The following is a 16,864-nucleotide window of genomic DNA, read 5'->3' as shown; positions in this document are numbered from 1 at the left end:
ATCGCCAGCCCATACGCCACGGAGGTTGGCGGAGTTGCGGGGCTGCATAGGCGTCATGTTCATAGAAAAACGCCCCAGGCCATCGAGACCCAGGGCGGTGAAGATATCAAAGACCCGTTTTCCGGTAGATCGCAATGCGGCTCCGCTTAAGTGAACAGCATTGCCCGATTAGGGGCCTAAGTTGAGCTCGTTTTATCCACAAATTCTGGGGATAGCTCCCTCATATCCTGTGACTAATCCCTGAGCAGTCTTGCTGCTGATGGAGTGATCTCAACACTTGGATAGCTGGGAGGGGAGAGTACCGCATGGTGCATCATGGCAAGGTCTCGCCAATCGCGACGAGTAGGCAGCTTGAGCCTCCAGCCATTTGAAGGTAACGGTAACTGTAATTTCCCGCGTCGCATCAGGAGCGCGACTCGCACAATCCAGGGACAACTGGAGGCGGGGCGTCTCTCGATCTTCCATCCCTGTCTAGCCAAACGGGCTGACAGGTAATCAAGCTTGAACGGCGTTTTCACTACAATGGGTCTGCCAAATGGACCGGCTTCCTCAATGTCGGCCAGCAGTCTTAACGCTTTTTCCTTCCTCTTGCTGAAATGTGTCCTGTCAGTGTTATTCATGATGATTAAGTGCGGATGGAAGTTGCCACGGTAGTCGATCCACCACTGCAACTCCCTAACCGGTTTTGACATGAAAAATCTCGCTCCTTTGTGCAGGATCGCGTGAAATGCGTAGTAGCAGAAGCCTGTAAAAATGAGCCCAAAGATGTTCCCAGCAGTAGCCCCATATAAGTAGGAGGATCCTACAATCCACAGTGAAAATAAGATGGGGACAAGAGGTAATACTGTTGCTGGGCTCATGAGCACAATCAGCCAACTTGGTGATGAAAGAACTATCGTCGCCGGTCTGTTCAGTTGGAACAGAGCGATAACGATTACGGCAATAATCAGCACAAGAGAAATGATGCTGAAAAGGTCGAAAGCGTGATACATCGGTATCTCCCTATTGAGCCTGTTCCTCGCCCCCCAGGGCAGCAAAGAGGGCTGGGATAAACTGTGACAGCTCAGCAGTCACCAGGGCAAAGTCCGCATCAATCCGGGCCGCGGGGTCTTCATTACTCACATCATCGTTCTGCTCGCGCAGCTCCTCGCTGAACTTGAGCCGCTTGATGGAAAGATCGTCCCCCAGTACGAAGCTCAGGGTATCCCCCCAGGTCAAGGCCAGCTTGGTTACCTGTTTGTCGTTGGACAGGTGATGCTTGATCTCATCAGTCATCAGGTCCTGTTTCTTGCAGCGGATAATTCCTCCTTCCTCCATGGCGCTCCGCAGTTCAGCTTCGTCTTCCAGGGTGAAGCTGGCGGGGAGATTACCCTCGTTCAGCCACTCGGTCATGGTGATCTCGGGCGGGTTCTTGAGAGCCACCGGCACCACAGGCAGGGAGCCAATGGATTTGCGCAGCAGTGCCAGCAGATCGTCTGCCCTCTTGGCTGAGCTGCTATCGACCACCAGCAGGTTCTCTGCGGGATTCAGCCAAGCCAGTGTCTGGTTTGTGCGGCTGAATGCACGAGGTAGCAGGGAGTGCAGCAGTTCCTCTTTCAGAGCTGCCTTTTCCTTCTTCTTGAGGGCTCGGCCCTGCTCATGCTCCACTTCTTCGATCTTCTCGGCCAGCTGCTCGTTAACGAAGGCTGTCGGCAGGAGCTTCTCTTCCTTGCGAGCGCAGATGAGGATGTGACCTTGTGCTGAGTGGGTCAGCATCGAACCGAATTTGCCAAGGGGTTTAACCCAGCCGAACTTGGAAATGTCCTGGCTACCGCAGGGGGTGAAAGCACAGGTTTCAAGCTGGGTCTCCAGCTGCTCCGCAGTGAGCTCGAATGGACGGGTGAAACGATAGACGCTCAAGTTTTTGAACCACATATGCCTCTCCATGGGAAAAGGGCCAATCGGCCCGAGTAAACAACCAAACACTCAACGTGATGTTGAGTGGAAATCACCACCACAGGTACAGGATGGTGTCATCTGGCCGGAGCGTATCGACTGATAGCGCCGCCATAGCTTGACCACTTGCCTTTCGCTGAGCAGTTTTGTCTTGATGTAACGGACTCGCTCCCCGGTTGAGGTTTCAGTCACAGTCCTGACGTAGCCGTAGTTGGCGACGGGGACGTTGTACTGATGCAACAGGATGATCCGGTAAACCGAGAGCTGGATGATGTCCGATTCGTAGACGCGAGTCATCGGACGAGATTTGGTATCAAGCGGGATGAGCACCCCCCGCTTGGTCTTGTACACCTGGTCAACCCTGCCGTGCATCGGCACCGGCAGGGAAGTCGCGATGTCCTGCTCCGATAGGAACAGGGTCGCGGTACGCAGCTCATGAGGCATGTTCTCTGTTTCCCACCAGCCCCAGGCCTCACCGATGCCGCGTCGGCGCCACAAATCCACCTTGGCGATGACGAAGGGGGCAATGATCAGGGCTCCTATCCAGAGAACAAGCTTCATCACTACCTCCGGCCGCCGAGCTTTTTGGTCTTGAACCACTCGGGGTGATTAACTCTATCCACATCCCGGATTTGGGCTGCGGTCATGAGAACTTCGGTCGTGCTCAGGACTGTTTCAGGGGTGCGCAGGATAATGGGTCTGAGTAGTCCGTCATCACCACGAGTAGGGTAGATATTGAGGATTAAGTGCAGACGCTCTTTTGCACCAGCGACAAGACGCCACTGGCGGTATGTCTGAGTTGCTTTGGCGTAGCCCACCAAGGCGTGAGCCAGCCCTGAGTTTTCGTTGATTTTTAGTGTTCCCCGAGCGAGCTTTATCATTGACGCTGCAATGATAGAAGTCATCACCTCGATTGGCTGGTGGGCAGGGACACGGATCACATCGAACTCATCCTGCCTGATGGTGAACAACCTAGTGTTGTCGCTCCGATAGTCTCTCACGTAGATGACATGGCTTTCGAAAGGGTTGGAATGATTGAAAGCGTCCATCCCCCAACCGGCAGCTGCCAAGTGTGCGTCCGATACTTCTTTGTCGTAGTTCAGTTCCACTCTACTTCTCTCCGCTTTGTAGCGATGGAATTTTCACATGTGAAATTTTTCCATCGGTCATCATGTCCAGTACCGCCCTCGATAACCGCATTCCTTGGTGTTGTTGGACGAGCTCACCCTGGTAGAAGAAGCCCGGTTCGCTTAGAGAGTGAAAGATTCCATGGGGAACCTCATCATGGTCCCCGAACCACATCCGGAGCCGAAGGTCCACCACCCAACCCCCATTGAGAGCTATCCAGTAGTGAGGGGTCACAATGTCTTTGGTCTGCTCGTTCCTCACCATGCCGCTCATGCAATCGTGGGGGATCCCGGCCGCCTTCAATAGGTGACTCACGGCCCAAGTCATGCCATCGCACTCCAACTGACAATCATCCAGGGCCATCAGCACCGCTTCGAGCTCCCGGTGCCATTCTGTCAATTCGGTCTCAGCCACCAGCGCTTCTTTGCTCTCGGTCACGAAGACATCCCCTTTGTCATTGCCACCCCCTTCTATCGCATCCAGGCGAAGGGAGAGGGCTTCTTTCCAATCGTTGCTAGAGCCGTACATGCTCCACCCCTCAAGACCGTAATTCACCCAGACGATGAATCGCTTTATAGCTTCCACTGTCGTCACCTTCTCGTTGAACAATGAACCAGCCAACCAATCAAGAACCCATCTAAAAGCAACCTATCTGCGCTTCCCTAACCGACCCCGGCGTTGCCAAGTATCCCAGTCAATTCCAAAGGCTACGTTTAGATTGCTTTTTGATGACTCCTTGTGGTGCGCCTGGCGTAATGGTCAAAAGCACCCCGTTAATTACAGGATCGATTTATAATACTGTAATGTGGAAATATAGAACGGTAAAGCAAAAATGGTGAGCTGTTTATGAGAGGTAATGTTCAGGGCGATCTGTTTGACGACCAAGTGGTTATCCCGTCTCTCGAAGGGGCCTTGACCGGTCTTCCAAGTAAGAAGGGTTGTCACGTTGAAACATCGTATTACTCGGCCCCGGAAGTAGATCTGGCTTTGTACGATCACGTCATAGTTTGTCTATCTGGCGGCAAGGATTCGATAGCTGCCTACTTGAGGTTGCTCGATGGAGTTCTGGCATCATGACGTCGATGGCCGGGAGGGGAGCTCTTTGATGGACTGGGGGTTATGCGCGACTACTGCCACCAGTTGGCGGAGGTATTCCAGGTACCACTGTACTTTTCGTGGCTTGAGGGCGGTTTTGAGGGGGAGCTGCTAAAGGATAATGCCTACAGTCGTCCACACCACGTTGAGACGCATGAGGGGCTTCTGGTGCTGCCCAGGGACCATCAGCGAGCATCACCGTCCACTAGGCTTCGCTTCCCCCAACAATCTCCTTCACTTCAAACCAGGTGGTGCTCCAGTGCGTTGAAAATCGATGTTGGTCGTCGGGCGCTGAATAACCAAGATCGATTCAGGGGTAAGAAGATCCTATTCGTGACGGGTGAGCGGCGAGAGGAAAGCGCCAACAGGGCTAAGTACAACCAGCTGGAGGCCCATGCTTGTGACAGAAGGAGCGGCAGGACTGCACGGAGGGTTGATGTTTGGAGGCCAGTATTGCATTGGACTGAGGAACTGGTATGGGAGGTACTGGAGAAACATCGCGTGAGTGCACCAGTACCCTACCGGCTTGGGTGGAGTCGATCGTCTGGCTGACTTGCATATACAACTCCCCGCGGGTGTGGGCAACGATCAAGCACTATTGGCCTGAACGGGTGATGTCGATTGCGCGTTATGAACAAAGCTTTGGCGTGACGGTCTCAAGGAAGCGGATTGATGTGCTTGACTTGAGCGCTGGTGTTTCACCGATACGGATTTCGGATGTTGATGCGTTGAATCAGGTGTCGATGGAACAATACGTGTTGCCGGTGTTGGTGCCAGCGGGACAGAAATGGGAAACGCCACCAGGCGCTTTTGGCCGTGAGGCATGTGGTTCAGATTGATATGGGGTGAGGGATTTGGACGTCATTTTGATGGTTGTGATCGGTATCGTGACATCGGTGGTACTGGTGCGCTTCTCGGCGAGAAGAAGTATGGGGGTCGAACTCACTTGGGGTCAGTCGCTGAAAGTTGTTCTTTGGCGGGGTACTGTAGCCTTGGTGTTGGGCTTTGGCTTGGGCAAGCTTGTTGGATGGGGCATCCAGTCTGGTGTGCTGAGTATGTCCGCGGTGAAGGGTAATATTCTCCTGCTGGTGGGGGTTCTGGTAATTTGCGGGCTGGCCTCGTTTGCTGTGTATCAGTGGATCGTTCACAGGATCACAGGGAGATCCGTCAGCCTGAAATCACTGATCAAAGGGGTTGTTCATGAACTCGGCTATTTGATTGCGATGCTGGCCTCCCTGTTCGTGCTTTTCCTTGTTGTTGGCGTGCTCTATGAGTTGCTTAGGTAGCTCCTTACTCACAGATGCGCTTGGCACAGAATAAATAAAAGATCTTTAGATCTGGTTAAAGGATCGATCAAGGTTAAAGAAAGGATAGTGACACTCCGTTCTGACACAACATTTTGAGATCTTTGACGTTTTTGAAAATCTATCGTGCAACAAACCTACCTGGATCCGTGTAGCGAACCTACCGGAATCCGTGCAGTAAACCTACCGTCCCCTCCGAATACGTCACCGGTTTTGCACAGCAGGTCGTTGATCTATCCACATTTCTTCACGGCTATCCGTTCTACCGTGCAACAAACCTACCGAGCAGATGCTTATCGTGCAGCAAACCTACCGTATCGGTGCAACAAACCTACCGTGCGTTTCGCTCGAAAAATGAACCGTGCAACTAACCTACCGCCTATCGTGCAGTAAACCTACCGAGCTGACATATGGTTATCCACAGACTACGGCGTTCATGGGCACCATTTTTGTCTCTTTTTTGTTCGATTCCCTTTTGTTCTGATGAGTCAATCTTTGACAGGTTTCGCCAGCTGAATGTTTTCGTGCAACAAACGTACTGTCGGCCTTCTATCGTGCAGTAAACCTACCGTTCTTCGCCTGCACAGTCGATCTTCTACCGTGCAGCAAACCTACCGCTTTCCCCCCCGGCCTCTTACCGTGCAGCAAACCTACCGCTTTCCCCCCGGCCTCTTATCGTGCAGCAAACCTACCGCTTTCCCCCCGGCCTCTTACCGTGCAGCAAACCTACCGCTTTCCCCCCGGCCTCTTACCGTGCAGCAAACCTACCGCTTTCCCCCCGGCCTCTTACCGTGCAGCAAACCTACCGCTTTCCCCCCGGCCTCTTACCGTGCAGCGAACCTACCGCTTTCCCCCCGGCCTCTTACCGTGCAGCGAACCTACCGCTTTCCCCCCGGCCTCTTACCGTGCAGCGAACCTACCGTTCTTGCCCCACGCTTTGAACCTCCCCGGCTCAAATAGGTCAAAAAAACCGCCATTCGGCGGTTTAGGTATTTATGGGGTGACTACTGATGTCCCACTATTGAGTTCGAATGTGTCCGCATTTTGCAGGTGGATAGACTCATATGCAACATCCTGGTGGGTGTTTGGTTCTCGATGCCTCTTGGGTAAGGGCGCTCATCCTATTTGCGCCACGAACCTACCGTCACCGGGTCGCTATCGCCTAACAAACCTACCGAATACCGAATACCGTGCAGCGAACCTACCGTGGATATCCGCTACGGTAGGCTGCTATCGATCCGCTAACCTAACTCCCGAGAGTTATCACTTGCAGTCGAACTATGTGGGGGTAGCTCAATATGGGATGGGCTCACCGGCTCATGGCCGGGGGGCTACGTACCAGAACCAGATCGGCAGTTATGCTGGTGGCTGGAGGTAGTTAGTTGGAGGGGCATGGACGAAGATGTGTATAGGTCGCAGAGCCTCATTGCTCTGTTATCCGCTGCTGTCGGGGAGCTTGCCGACAGCTCTGAGCTATTTTGGCTCTCGACAGGGGGTTGCATGTACTGCTGTGGCAGTGGCCGATAGCTGACTCCGGCCGCCAACTGGCGATGCCGAAATCTGCCCATGGTTGCCAGTATCCTGCGTGAGGGGGGCCAGCGACTGCTCAACTGAGTTGCATAGCAACCCCTGGTGCAGCCGTACTGAACAGGGATTACCATTGTGCTCATCTTGGTTGCTTGTGTTCGGGGTAGACGGTCTTGAAATCATATCCGGGGGGGGAGGGCCCCAGTAAACCCGATCGCCGGGCTTGATACGTATGGGACACCTTTGCTGATCCACCAGCTTGCCGAGTATGGCTTACTGGGCGCCGGTACTTCGCGGCCTCCTGATTGATAATAATGGAGTCTGGTCTTGTTGCTGGTGGATTGCACCTACGCTTTGCTCATAGCCTCTATGCGGCCTCAGGAGCGCCGTGATGATGCCGGGGTACTTCCCCCGCCCCTTGGGCGTCTGAGTTCGCCTCAGGCGGCCCTGAGCGCCTGTGTTGATGTTTGATGACCATGAGTGTGTGGTGGGGTGATGGGTCTGAACGGTGGTTCAATCAAACCGTGCAGCAAACCTACCTATCGTAGGGGGGACGTTGGCAGGGGATTGTCTGGTGTCATTATTGGCGCGGAAGAACAAGGCCAATAATTGCAGGCTCTGTCTGTAATGTGCAATGTCATGCGCGGGTTATTTACCCCTGGTGTTTTTCATGTCCTTGTTATCCAATGCCTTTTGCTCAACCTGCTGTCTGCGTTTGTTAGAGGCCATCATCTGCTTTACGAATTTATCATGCGGCAGGATTACATATCTCACATCAAGCGTCTTGCGGCCGTCTTTAATGTGATTGGCCTCATATTCGCTAATTACTTGTTCCCCAGCTAAAACATCAAGAGCGTTTTTCATTGCTCGGACGTTTTCCGGCATCCTCGGACTTAATTCCCTCGGGCTTTGGCTCAGAAAGCTTTTTAGCGAGGGAGTATAAGGTGTGCTCAATGATGCTTGAGTCCAGTAATGACTCATGCGCTTATATATAAACCGCGCAAGCGGCGAGCGTATATTCATGCCGATTTTGTAGTTGTACTGCCGATACGTCAGACTAACAATTGATTCGTGCACCAACGGGTGAAATTGCACATAACAGCGAGCGTCCTGTTTTTTATTTTTCAGGTCGTTGAGCGTGGTAAGTCCAACCATTGGGAAAAAACTTGAGCTGAAAATCGTTCCACCATCATTGCTTATGCACTCAAGTGTTGCGCCGCGACAAACAAGGATCGCTTCTTTGATTTCATAGAAGCTGTACGTGTGACCTAGTTTTGCGAGTTCTTGTCGAAGTTGGTGCAGTGAGAACATTACCGAGGCTTTACCTTCAATAACAAGGCCTGCCCCCTTCACTGCAAGTTTGCGCAAAGCATCCTCAACAATCTCTTCTCGTTGCCCCGCATAAATAAGAACCGAACGACCATCATCTTTTTCAATAATCGCTGGTTTTACTTTGACGGTAAATTGTTGACCCCTCAGGGTGCATTGTCTCGTTACGACAGCGTTAGATAAGTCCTCTTGTTCCCTCTTGGTGTCCCAAACGTACTTTGGTAACGCATCGTAAAGCTCAATTGTGTTTGAGTATTCGCTCTCTTTGCCTGGAGACTCAATTATCTCAAAAAGACTCATCTGCGGAGAGTTTTTCTCAATTAGCAGTTTCTCGACAGCTTTGTCTTTCGCTTTTCTTGTCATCTTGATCCCGCTAGTGCCGTTTAGTTGGTTGTCCATGCAGCAAGTAACGTCAGCAACCCCATTGCTACGGTGGCCGAAAATACCACGCGATAGAACTGGTGCTTTGCCTGCGCGGCATGATTCATGAGTCGTTGTGCCGCAGATTCATATCGTAAATGTGCCTGCTCACCCCTCAGGGTGTTTTCGTTGTGTAACGACAAGCTTGGGCTTTGCTTCACGGGACGTAAAGTTCTTTGCCTGCATGAGTCGCGATTCACCGCAACTGAGTCCTTGCTGACAGATTTTATCAGGGAAGCGCATTTACCCAGTTTCGCCAGTTCAGTTGCCGATACAGATGCGGTCATTGTGTCATACCTCGTCGCTATGTGTCCTGTTAAGTAATTTCTCGTACTCGCATAACGCTCGACGTACTTTCGAAATGGCTGCTGCCCGCTTCCTGAACATCACATAGCGGGACTCTACCTGCTCAATGAGTTCTCGCGCCCACTGCGGCTCGTTTTTGAAGTTTGTCATACTGTACTTGAGGTTTTTACCCTTCTTGATGTATGTCGAAAAAACGAGCTTCTTCTCATTCGGAGCTGCGCTGACAAATCTGTTTCGATACCACTCTGCGCTTAGTGAAACCTTCCCGACGATTCGTACACGGGTGCCGATTCGCCCTTGCTCATCTTCACTCGCATCCTCCCGCGCTAGGTTGTGTGAGGCCCAGTACATATCGGCTTCCTGCTGTGCCTCGACGGCGAGCACAGCGAGAGCTCGTTCAATTTGACTTCGTACCTCTGTTACAAATCGCGCCCTCTCTACCGATAGAACATCCGATGTGATCTCAGAACGCTCATCGACTAGAGATGGCTCTAGTAATTCCAACCATCTAGTTGTAGGTAGACTCGCCAAACAAACCTCCCAATCCCCGGCCAATTCCTTTCCAGATAACTATCTATCTGGAAAACTGCTCGTAATTTTCCAATACAAACTTACCCTTTGCAACAGGCTAACGCGGATATGGAAATTGTCAAAGACCCATCTATCTATCTGGAAAACTGCCTGCATTTTTCCATTTTTAGATGATGGCTTTGAATTTTTTTGTGTGTTTTTCCAGATAGATAGAAGGGTGGTGTAAGTTTTTCATTTTTTGTCGAACTATCAGGGCGCGTTGAAGCCAGGAGATGCCTTGGGAATTGGACAACTCGGTGCTGGCTGGGTTGGTGCGAATGCTCAGGAGTATGGGGTTGGGAAAAAAATCACTGAAAAGCAACCTAAATGCCCATTTTGGGCAGTTCCAGAGGCATGGATGCCTCTTGGTAGGTTGTATTCTGCTTCTCAATCCTCGGAACACCACTGAAAAGCTACCTAAACACGAAAGCGGAGCGTTTTATGAAACAATTTATTTTGGGTCTGGATATTGGTTACTCGAACTTAAAGATCGCTATGGGGTTTAAGGGGGGGCATGTCACCACTACTGTACTGCCAGTTGGTGCAGGTCCTCTGGCGCTGATGCCTCAGCAGTTGACAGGGGGTGAAGGGAACTGCATTCAGGTTGTTATTGATGACGAAAAATGGGTGGCAGGGGTTGAGCCCGATCGCCTTCAAGGCTGGAACCGGGAACTACATGATGATTACCCCGCGACCAAGCCATATAAAGCGCTGTTCTATGCAGCCCTGTTGCTGTCTGAGCAAAAGGAAATTGATGTGCTTGTTACGGGTTTGCCGGTGAGCCAGTTCATGAATCCTGAGCTTCGGGAAGCGTTGAAAAAGCGCTTAGAGGGGGAGCACCGTAAGCGTCCGGCCACTACCGTCTGGTGAATGGAGGCAGTTGTGGACAAAGTAGTTCCCACTAAAAAGTAGTGGGAACCAAAGATGGTGTACACCAATAGTCGTACCAATGGCAGCCGTAAAGGCAGAGCCAATTACTCACGAGAATTCAAACAGCGACTTGTCGAGGCCGCCAACCAACCCGGCGTCTCCGTCTCAAAACTCGCACAGGAGCACGGGATCAATGCAAACCTCTTGTTCAAATGGCGACGTGATGCCAAAGCCGAAGCCCCTGCGTTATATCCCATCGAACTGGTGTTGCCCCCTTCATCCACGGAGATCTTCTTGCCTCCGACCCCGCAGCCCGAAATGCTCACGCCAGAGACGGCCTCTGAACCGACACCATCCGGCACCATCGAGATACGACTGGGGCGTGCAATGGTCGTCATCGATGGCACCGTCGATACCAATGTATTACGAATGATCCTGGAGACCCTGCGCGTATGATCAATCTTCCTACTGGCACCCGGATCTGGATCGTGGCCGGTATCACAGACATGAGAAACGGCTTCAATGGGTTAGCCTCGAAAGTGCAAATGACGTTGAAGGATGATCCCTTGTCAGGGCATGTCTTTATCTTCAGGGGCCGTAACGGGAGTCAAGTTAAGCTCCTCTGGTCTACCGGCGATGGTCTGTGTCTGCTGACCAAAAGGCTGGAGCAGGGTCGGTTTGCCTGGCCATCGGCTCGAAACGGCAAAGTCTTTTTGACGCCTGCACAACTGGCCATGCTACTGGAGGGAATAGACTGGCGCCATCCAAAGCGCCTGGCTAACTCATTGACCATGTTGTAAAAAGTGATCCCCCATGTAAGATGCATGGGTATGGAAAAATTACTAGCCGACGAAATCCTGCGACTGAAACGACTCCTGGCTGAACAGGAGTCACTCAATCGTGTTTTGCATGCAAGGTTGGAAGAGCGGGAGCGCGAAATTGAGCGCCTGCTTGCGCAACTCGACAAGCTGCGGCGTATGTATTTTGGCAGCCAGTCCGAGAAACTCGCTCGTCGTATCGCTCAGACCGAAGCGCAACTGCAAATACTCCAGCAGGAGAGTGATACCTTCACCGGTCGGGTCGATGATCCAGCGGTACCGCGGCCACTTCGCCAGACTCGCATTCGCAAACCCTTCCCTCAAGCGCTTCCCCGCGATGAGCATCGCCTGTGTCCAACAGAGGCTGTCTGCCCGGAATGTGGTGGAGCGCTGGCATACCTTGGAGAAGATACTGCTGAGCAGTTAGAGCTGATACGCAGTGCCTTCCGGGTCATCCGCACGGTTCGGGAGAAACACACCTGCGGGCAATGCGATTTCATCATACAAGCGCCAGCCCCATCACGTCCTATCGAGCGGGGTATCGCCGGGCCAGGCTTACTGGCTCGGGTACTCACCTCCAAGTATGCAGAGCACACCCCGCTGTATCGCCAGTCGGAAATCTATGCCCGTCAGGGCGTGGAGCTGAGCCGCTCTGTGCTCTCTGGCTGGGTAGATGCGTGTTGCCGATTACTGTCACCGCTGGAGGAAGCGCTGCGGCAGTATGTGCTGACCGATGGCAAACTACACGCAGACGATACCCCGGTGCCGGTACTGCTCCCTGGCAATAAAAAGACAAAAACAGGACGTCTGTGGACGTATGTACGCGATGATCGCAACGCAGGCTCCGCACTGCCGCCAGCCGTCTGGTTCGCTTACTCGCCTGATAGAAAGGGAGTCCATCCGCAAAGCCATCTTGCCGATTTCAGCGGCGTCCTACAGGCAGACGCATATGCAGGATTTAATGAGCTATATCGTGAAGACCGAGCTGCCGGCACGATAAAGGAGGCCGCTTGCTGGGCTCATGCCAGGCGAAAGATCCATGATGTGCATATCCGAACGCCATCGGATAACACAGACGAAGCCCTCAAACGAATTGGTCAGCTTTACAGCCTTGAAGCAGAACTGCGCGGCATGTCAGCAGAACACCGGCTGGCAGAACGAGAACGGCGGGCAAAGCCCTTACTGAAAGAGCTGGAGATCTGGTTACGGGATAGGATGCAGTCGCTCTCGCGTCACTCCGAGTTGGCTAAGGCCTTCGCCTATGCCTTGAATCAGTGGTCAGCACTGACGTACTACACCGAAAACGGCTGGATAGAAGTGGACAACAACATAGCGGAGAATGCGCTACGGCTGGTGAGCTTGGGGCGAAAGAACTTCCTGTTTTTTGGCTCTGACCATGGTGGTGAACGGGGAGCCTTGTTGTACAGCTTGCTCGGCACCTGCCGGTTGAACGGGGTAGATCCGGAGCATTACCTGCGGCATGTACTGAATGTGATCGCAGACTGGCCTGTGAACCGGGTCGGCGAACTGCTGCCTTGGCGTGTTGCTCTACCTGCTGAATAACCTGTCGCTCCTGTCAATACGGCCTTCGCTGGACGCTTACGGAGCACCAGATCACCCTGAAACGATCAGTGACAGTGAAGTCGGTTGTTGTGGTGCCACAACCTGCCGGGGCTTATATGGACATTGTGAGCTCGACCAAGGATGAGGGGCTACTGGAGGTCCTCAGGGAAGGGAAGACCGTTGTCATCGATCCTGGCTTCTTCTCTTCTCTGTTGATTGGGTGGCTTTGGAAGAGGGGGAGGTTCGTTATCACTCTTCTGGAACTAGCTTGAAAGCAATGTCAGTCTTACTGAAAACGATAAACCTGTTGATTCAAGAAGAGCATGGAGGCTCTCCAGGAATAGACAAAATCGAGAAAGCCATCCGTTCCGGAAAGAATGAAATCCTCTTGTTTGGTCAGAAGGTGGGGCTCAAAGAATATTTGGATAGAGAGTCTTTCAATGTCGCTCAGAATGCGTTAATCCAAATGCGAACTTCGATGCGGGAGGACGGCATGGATGCTGATGTGGTTTTGCTTGCTGGCGGCGGAGCCGAGGCTTATAAGGCCGCAGCAAAAGAGCTTTTCCCGAAAAGCCGGATTGTTATGACCGGTGACCCTCTCATTGCGAATGCCAAGGGATTCTGGTTCTGCGGCTAATATTTTGTTCTGTAACTGATGGAGGTCACTATGCCAGGAGATAAGTGGGATGGAAAAATCTCAAACCTGAACATTTCGGATCAGGCTTTTCCGGAGCTTCATGCAGAGCTTTCTAAGATGCACCATAAAGCGCGTAGCGATAGGCTACGCGCTCTTGCTCTCTTGGGTCTGTATTCTCTTCAAATTTCTGTCAGAATGACGACTCCCGAGTTGTCTACGTCAGCTTTACCACCTGTACATCCACCTGTGACGCTTGAGAATGATGGGATTAATTCAAAGAGGCAGTCACTGAAAGATTCATTATTAGGTTCGGTATGAATAAAAGTAATATAAAAGATGAAAGCAAAGGCTTGAGCAAGGAAGGACATAAAAATGAATTTATTAATCTTTCAGCATCGGAGAGACGTGAGCTTGTTATTTCTGAGCTTAAAAGAAAACATCGCGTCCTAATATTAATGAGAGGAATTCCTCTGCATGAGTTTAGGGAGATTATTGAGCGTTTGGAAGCGGTTTATTCAGAGCTGGAATCTGATCAGAAAAATCGAGATGAGCTTGATAAAATACGAAGAGCAGAGGCCGAAAAAATAATAATTGATATGAATGCTCGCGGTGTTGATATTCAGTATTTGAATGAGATTATTGTTGGTAAATCTGAGTCTGACAATGCCAAATATATTAAAGATGGTGTACCTTGGAGTGGACAGGGCCGTCGCCCAGATGTTTTCAAAGGACTTGGCGCCGTGGAGCTAGAGCGATATAGAGTGCCAGTAAAGAGCTAAAATAAATAAGCGCCTCCGGGCGCTTATTTATTTGATGGCCGACATGCCTGTAGATTTATGCGCACTCCTTATCAGTTTCGTTATCTAAGCTGTCTTTCAGCGGCGATTGCTCCTTACAGTAGGGGCACTCTACACATGTTCTCTGGTTGAAAGACGTGAAGTAGGTACAATTGCAATGCTTGCACAATTCCATCATTGCATCCCCAGTTCGTAGCTCTTTTGCCAGGCACCACGCATCGCTAATATCGAATGCTTCCCATCGAGTGCCATTTAGCCCAGGGATTTCCTTGCGGATGGCATGATACATCCGAAATGCCTTGCCCAAGGCCGCCACATTAATGGATCGCACAACACTGGAGCCACCAATATTTGAGTACAACTGCATCAGGAGTGACGCCTGGATTTTAGATGAATGGCTGTGTATCAGAGTGGCCCCACCTCTCACTGCCCGCGATTTGGATTGGTTTACGGTGAAACCCTCTCCTTTCAGTTCTTGCCGTAGCTTGCGGATTTGTTTGTATGTCAGCCCAGTCTCTAATGTGATGACGTAGTTGATGTAACCAGCGAGCACCATATGTCGAGCTGTAATTAACTGCCCTAGGCCTGAACCACCAGTGATCATCTAAATCCTCCTTGACCCAGAGATTGTTGAATTTTTTTCAGCAGGGGATGCGTTATGTCCTCCCGACCTTCTTCAAGAATTTCTTCGATAACGGATGCGGAACAACGCAGACCTATTCGTGTTACCGTGGTCGCAGCCATCTGCCTAAGTTGGCTATCGGTTGCCTTTGCAACAGCACTTGCCAGCTCATACGAAATACCAAAAATCTCTCTTGCGATCTCAAGATCCCGTAATGCCATCCGATTTACCAAGAGCCAATACGCCGCATCGAACTCGTCCAGTGAGCGCCTGATGGCAATGGCCGGGTCGTATCTCTCTCCGAGAATTTTGATGATGCTGCATTCCGAGGTCTTGAGCTTGAATGACAAGCAAACGCCTGACGCTAGTTCCTTGAGTTGCGCAGGTGTGGCCGATGCGAGTTTACCGATCGTCCTCATGCTGAGTGAGAACTGGCTCGCTGCCATATCAGGATGCGACTGCGAGAGCGTACTGAGCAGATTCCAGAGTGTGTAATCAAACTCGTAGACGTTGGGGTCGGCGGTCTCATCTTCCATAGTCAGGGACCGCATATCCAGAGTGCTAATAATGTCCAGATCCATGTGTCACTCCAGGTCTCTGAGATTGCGCCAAATAGCCAGTATGCGAGAACCGTAGTTTCTGGCTCTTAGCTCGTCGTCCCAATTGTGGTACCGGCCAATGCCCAGTTCGAGATCTCCGGGGGAGGATTCGATAGCCTCTGACAGCACCTCTGCACCAGTCGTGATGTTCTGCTCCTGGTCAAGGAGGTCCTCGTAGGACGTCACCCGATGGCCGTTCCAGTGCAAATTGATCTGCATGATCCCAACGTCGAATTTTTTTCCGTAAAGACGGCGATATTCTAAAAATTTCGCTCGGGTATCCTGCTGGTTTTGCCCATAAAATGGACCATGAGGGCCTCTTAGGGTCCACTGCCACGGCCCCACCTTTCCGTCCCCACGGCCAGATGCTGATTCAGCCAGCGCGATCGAGTAGACCAGTAGAGGATCCAGCTTGTACCGTTTGGCCGCTCTGTCGAAAGAGGTGCCAGCCAGGTTGATGGCGTGTGTGGATGAAGACCATATTGCAGATGCGATCATAAAAATCGCGCAGGCCGCTTTCCGTTGCATCAGCTCGCCTCCCTGAGTGGGATACCCAGATTGTCATATCGCTCCGGCCATAACTCGAACGGTAGCATGTCTAGCGCAGAGGCGATTTCATGCTCCCATCGGGGGCTGGGGCGGTACAGGGCAGTCGAAACAACTTGGCGAGAGATGTTGTGCTTACGTCCAATCTCTGCCAGGGAGAGCCCTTTTATCTTGAGTTGGTACTTGATCCACTCGCGTTTTTTTTCGAGGTCGTGAGGTACCTCTGAGCAGCTCTTGCTGCTCATACTTGATTTATCCATTGTTACCCCAATGCGCCTAATGGCATCTTTTTATAAGCCTAAACTGAGTTTTTCTGCTGCGTGATTCTGAGCTAATCTGAAAACATAAACTGACAATTTTTTCGTCAACATTTATAAGTCCAAATATTGATACTGTCAACATTGTGAACTATTTGAAATAGACAAATAACCAAGTATTGCTGATGCTTTTCTTAGTTATTGGATTTGAGAACATTGAGGCTATGAGAGTGTGATTTTTTCACTCTTCATTAATGTTTTATGGGGACAAAGTGCGATCTCGCGTGAGCGAAAACAGCGAAGTTTGTTACAGCGAAACAGAGTTTCTTGCTTGATGGGGAAGATATAATGTTTTACCAAGACAAAGTTATCTTGGGGGAGGCAAAGTTACTTGCTGATGGGGTAAAAAATGAATACGGTCATCCAAAGACGGATGAACTGGAAAGGGGATGCGTTATGGATCGGGGCTCTGCTATTGTCAGAGGGGAGCCAAAGCGTTAGCAATGGCCTGTGAAGTAGCATATCGGATCCTATTGACGTG

Annotated in this window: 22 protein-coding genes and 1 pseudogene; 11 read left to right on the top strand and 12 right to left on the bottom strand. The window is 51.4% G+C overall.

Going from position 1 to position 16,864, the window contains the following annotated elements:
• Window positions 1–154, top strand: a pseudogene (locus C3418_RS15105) (IS4 family transposase); the annotation flags it as partial.
• Window positions 155–233: 79 nt separating this feature from the next.
• On the opposite strand, the gene C3418_RS15100 reads toward C3418_RS15105, so the two are convergent.
• Genes C3418_RS15100 through C3418_RS15080 form a run of 5 tightly spaced genes read right to left on the bottom strand, consistent with a single transcriptional unit; the run spans window position 234 to window position 3,648 of the window.
• On the bottom strand, window positions 234–992 hold the full coding sequence (locus C3418_RS15100) for a hypothetical protein (protein ID WP_232484091.1): 759 nt from the start codon (window positions 990–992) through the stop codon (window positions 234–236).
• 10 nt (window positions 993–1,002) lie between these two features.
• Window positions 1,003–1,914 (bottom strand): recombination-associated protein RdgC, encoded by a 912-nt coding sequence (gene rdgC, locus C3418_RS15095; RefSeq protein WP_073536808.1) that lies wholly within the window; start codon window positions 1,912–1,914, stop codon window positions 1,003–1,005.
• A gap of 51 nt (window positions 1,915–1,965) precedes the next feature.
• On the bottom strand, window positions 1,966–2,496 hold the full coding sequence (locus C3418_RS15090) for a hypothetical protein (RefSeq protein ID WP_073536807.1): 531 nt from the start codon (window positions 2,494–2,496) through the stop codon (window positions 1,966–1,968).
• Window positions 2,497–2,498: 2 nt separating this feature from the next.
• Window positions 2,499–3,044: a hypothetical protein gene (locus C3418_RS15085; RefSeq protein ID WP_073536806.1), complete on the bottom strand. Its 546-nt coding sequence runs from the start codon at window positions 3,042–3,044 to the stop codon at window positions 2,499–2,501.
• Between the two features lies 1 nt (window position 3,045).
• Window positions 3,046–3,648 (bottom strand): hypothetical protein, encoded by a 603-nt coding sequence (locus C3418_RS15080; protein ID WP_172686313.1) that lies wholly within the window; start codon window positions 3,646–3,648, stop codon window positions 3,046–3,048.
• A gap of 534 nt (window positions 3,649–4,182) precedes the next feature.
• Between C3418_RS15080 and C3418_RS24740 the strand changes: the two genes are divergently transcribed.
• The 3 genes from C3418_RS24740 to C3418_RS15070 all read left to right on the top strand — a co-directional run bounded on the left by C3418_RS24740 (window position 4,183) and on the right by C3418_RS15070 (window position 5,444).
• Window positions 4,183–4,710: a phosphoadenosine phosphosulfate reductase family protein gene (locus C3418_RS24740; RefSeq protein ID WP_234915487.1), complete on the top strand. Its 528-nt coding sequence runs from the start codon at window positions 4,183–4,185 to the stop codon at window positions 4,708–4,710.
• Between the two features lie 62 nt (window positions 4,711–4,772).
• Window positions 4,773–4,997, top strand: a complete 225-nt coding sequence (locus tag C3418_RS24735) for a hypothetical protein (RefSeq protein ID WP_234915485.1) — start codon at window positions 4,773–4,775, stop codon at window positions 4,995–4,997.
• A gap of 6 nt (window positions 4,998–5,003) precedes the next feature.
• Window positions 5,004–5,444, top strand: a complete 441-nt coding sequence (locus C3418_RS15070; RefSeq protein WP_081374710.1) for a hypothetical protein — start codon at window positions 5,004–5,006, stop codon at window positions 5,442–5,444.
• Between the two features lie 2,193 nt (window positions 5,445–7,637).
• Here the strand turns inward: C3418_RS15070 and C3418_RS15060 are convergent.
• The 3 genes from C3418_RS15060 to mobI are packed head-to-tail and all read right to left on the bottom strand — an operon-like array spanning window position 7,638 to window position 9,428.
• On the bottom strand, window positions 7,638–8,681 hold the full coding sequence (locus tag C3418_RS15060; protein WP_172686308.1) for a plasmid replication protein: 1,044 nt from the start codon (window positions 8,679–8,681) through the stop codon (window positions 7,638–7,640).
• Window positions 8,682–8,701: 20 nt separating this feature from the next.
• The gene (locus tag C3418_RS15055) at window positions 8,702–9,025 is read right to left on the bottom strand and encodes a hypothetical protein (RefSeq protein WP_073536804.1); all 324 of its coding nucleotides are present in this window, start codon (window positions 9,023–9,025) and stop codon (window positions 8,702–8,704) included.
• 4 nt (window positions 9,026–9,029) lie between these two features.
• On the bottom strand, window positions 9,030–9,428 hold the full coding sequence (gene mobI, locus C3418_RS15050) for a conjugative transfer protein MobI(A/C) (protein WP_232484090.1): 399 nt from the start codon (window positions 9,426–9,428) through the stop codon (window positions 9,030–9,032).
• A 627-nt stretch (window positions 9,429–10,055) separates the two neighbouring features.
• Here mobI and C3418_RS15040 point away from each other — a divergent pair.
• The 7 genes from C3418_RS15040 (at window position 10,056) to C3418_RS15010 (ending at window position 14,281) form a co-directional block, all read left to right on the top strand.
• Window positions 10,056–10,484: a hypothetical protein gene (locus C3418_RS15040; RefSeq protein WP_348551189.1), complete on the top strand. Its 429-nt coding sequence runs from the start codon at window positions 10,056–10,058 to the stop codon at window positions 10,482–10,484.
• 54 nt (window positions 10,485–10,538) lie between these two features.
• On the top strand, window positions 10,539–10,940 hold the full coding sequence (locus C3418_RS15035) for a transposase (protein WP_042060619.1): 402 nt from the start codon (window positions 10,539–10,541) through the stop codon (window positions 10,938–10,940).
• Entirely contained in the window at window positions 10,937–11,284 is a 348-nt protein-coding gene (gene tnpB, locus C3418_RS15030) for an IS66 family insertion sequence element accessory protein TnpB (protein WP_042060615.1), read from the top strand. The genes C3418_RS15035 and tnpB overlap by 4 nt, the downstream gene beginning before the upstream one ends.
• A gap of 30 nt (window positions 11,285–11,314) precedes the next feature.
• Entirely contained in the window at window positions 11,315–12,865 is a 1,551-nt protein-coding gene (locus tag C3418_RS15025) for an IS66 family transposase (protein ID WP_042060621.1), read from the top strand.
• 268 nt (window positions 12,866–13,133) lie between these two features.
• Window positions 13,134–13,502, top strand: coding sequence for a hypothetical protein (locus C3418_RS25090; protein WP_374755706.1), 369 nt, complete (start codon window positions 13,134–13,136; stop codon window positions 13,500–13,502).
• A 30-nt stretch (window positions 13,503–13,532) separates the two neighbouring features.
• On the top strand, window positions 13,533–13,820 hold the full coding sequence (locus C3418_RS15015; RefSeq protein WP_073536800.1) for a hypothetical protein: 288 nt from the start codon (window positions 13,533–13,535) through the stop codon (window positions 13,818–13,820).
• Window positions 13,817–14,281 carry a DNA-binding protein gene (locus tag C3418_RS15010; RefSeq protein WP_073536799.1) on the top strand — a complete coding sequence of 155 codons (465 nt, stop codon included), beginning with the start codon at window positions 13,817–13,819 and terminating at the stop codon, window positions 14,279–14,281. The genes C3418_RS15015 and C3418_RS15010 overlap by 4 nt, the downstream gene beginning before the upstream one ends.
• 55 nt (window positions 14,282–14,336) lie before the next feature.
• Here C3418_RS15010 and C3418_RS15005 read toward each other — a convergent pair whose 3' ends face one another.
• The 4 genes from C3418_RS15005 to C3418_RS14990 are packed head-to-tail and all read right to left on the bottom strand — an operon-like array spanning window position 14,337 to window position 16,311.
• Window positions 14,337–14,903 carry a FlhC family transcriptional regulator gene (locus C3418_RS15005; protein WP_011899319.1) on the bottom strand — a complete coding sequence of 189 codons (567 nt, stop codon included), beginning with the start codon at window positions 14,901–14,903 and terminating at the stop codon, window positions 14,337–14,339.
• Window positions 14,900–15,502 carry a transcriptional regulator gene (locus C3418_RS15000; protein ID WP_073536798.1) on the bottom strand — a complete coding sequence of 201 codons (603 nt, stop codon included), beginning with the start codon at window positions 15,500–15,502 and terminating at the stop codon, window positions 14,900–14,902. Before C3418_RS15000 ends, C3418_RS15005 begins: the two co-directional genes overlap by 4 nt.
• A 3-nt stretch (window positions 15,503–15,505) precedes the next feature.
• Window positions 15,506–16,048 carry a transglycosylase SLT domain-containing protein gene (locus C3418_RS14995; protein ID WP_073536797.1) on the bottom strand — a complete coding sequence of 181 codons (543 nt, stop codon included), beginning with the start codon at window positions 16,046–16,048 and terminating at the stop codon, window positions 15,506–15,508.
• Window positions 16,048–16,311, bottom strand: coding sequence for a helix-turn-helix domain-containing protein (locus C3418_RS14990; RefSeq protein WP_073536796.1), 264 nt, complete (start codon window positions 16,309–16,311; stop codon window positions 16,048–16,050). The genes C3418_RS14995 and C3418_RS14990 overlap by 1 nt, the downstream gene beginning before the upstream one ends.
• Window positions 16,312–16,864 lie beyond the last annotated feature (553 nt).

It is taken from the genome of Aeromonas sp. ASNIH8 (assembly GCF_002919855.1).
Taxonomy (GTDB): Bacteria; Pseudomonadota; Gammaproteobacteria; order Enterobacterales; family Aeromonadaceae; genus Aeromonas; species Aeromonas caviae.
This window is presented reverse-complemented; position numbering and strand designations above follow the sequence as displayed.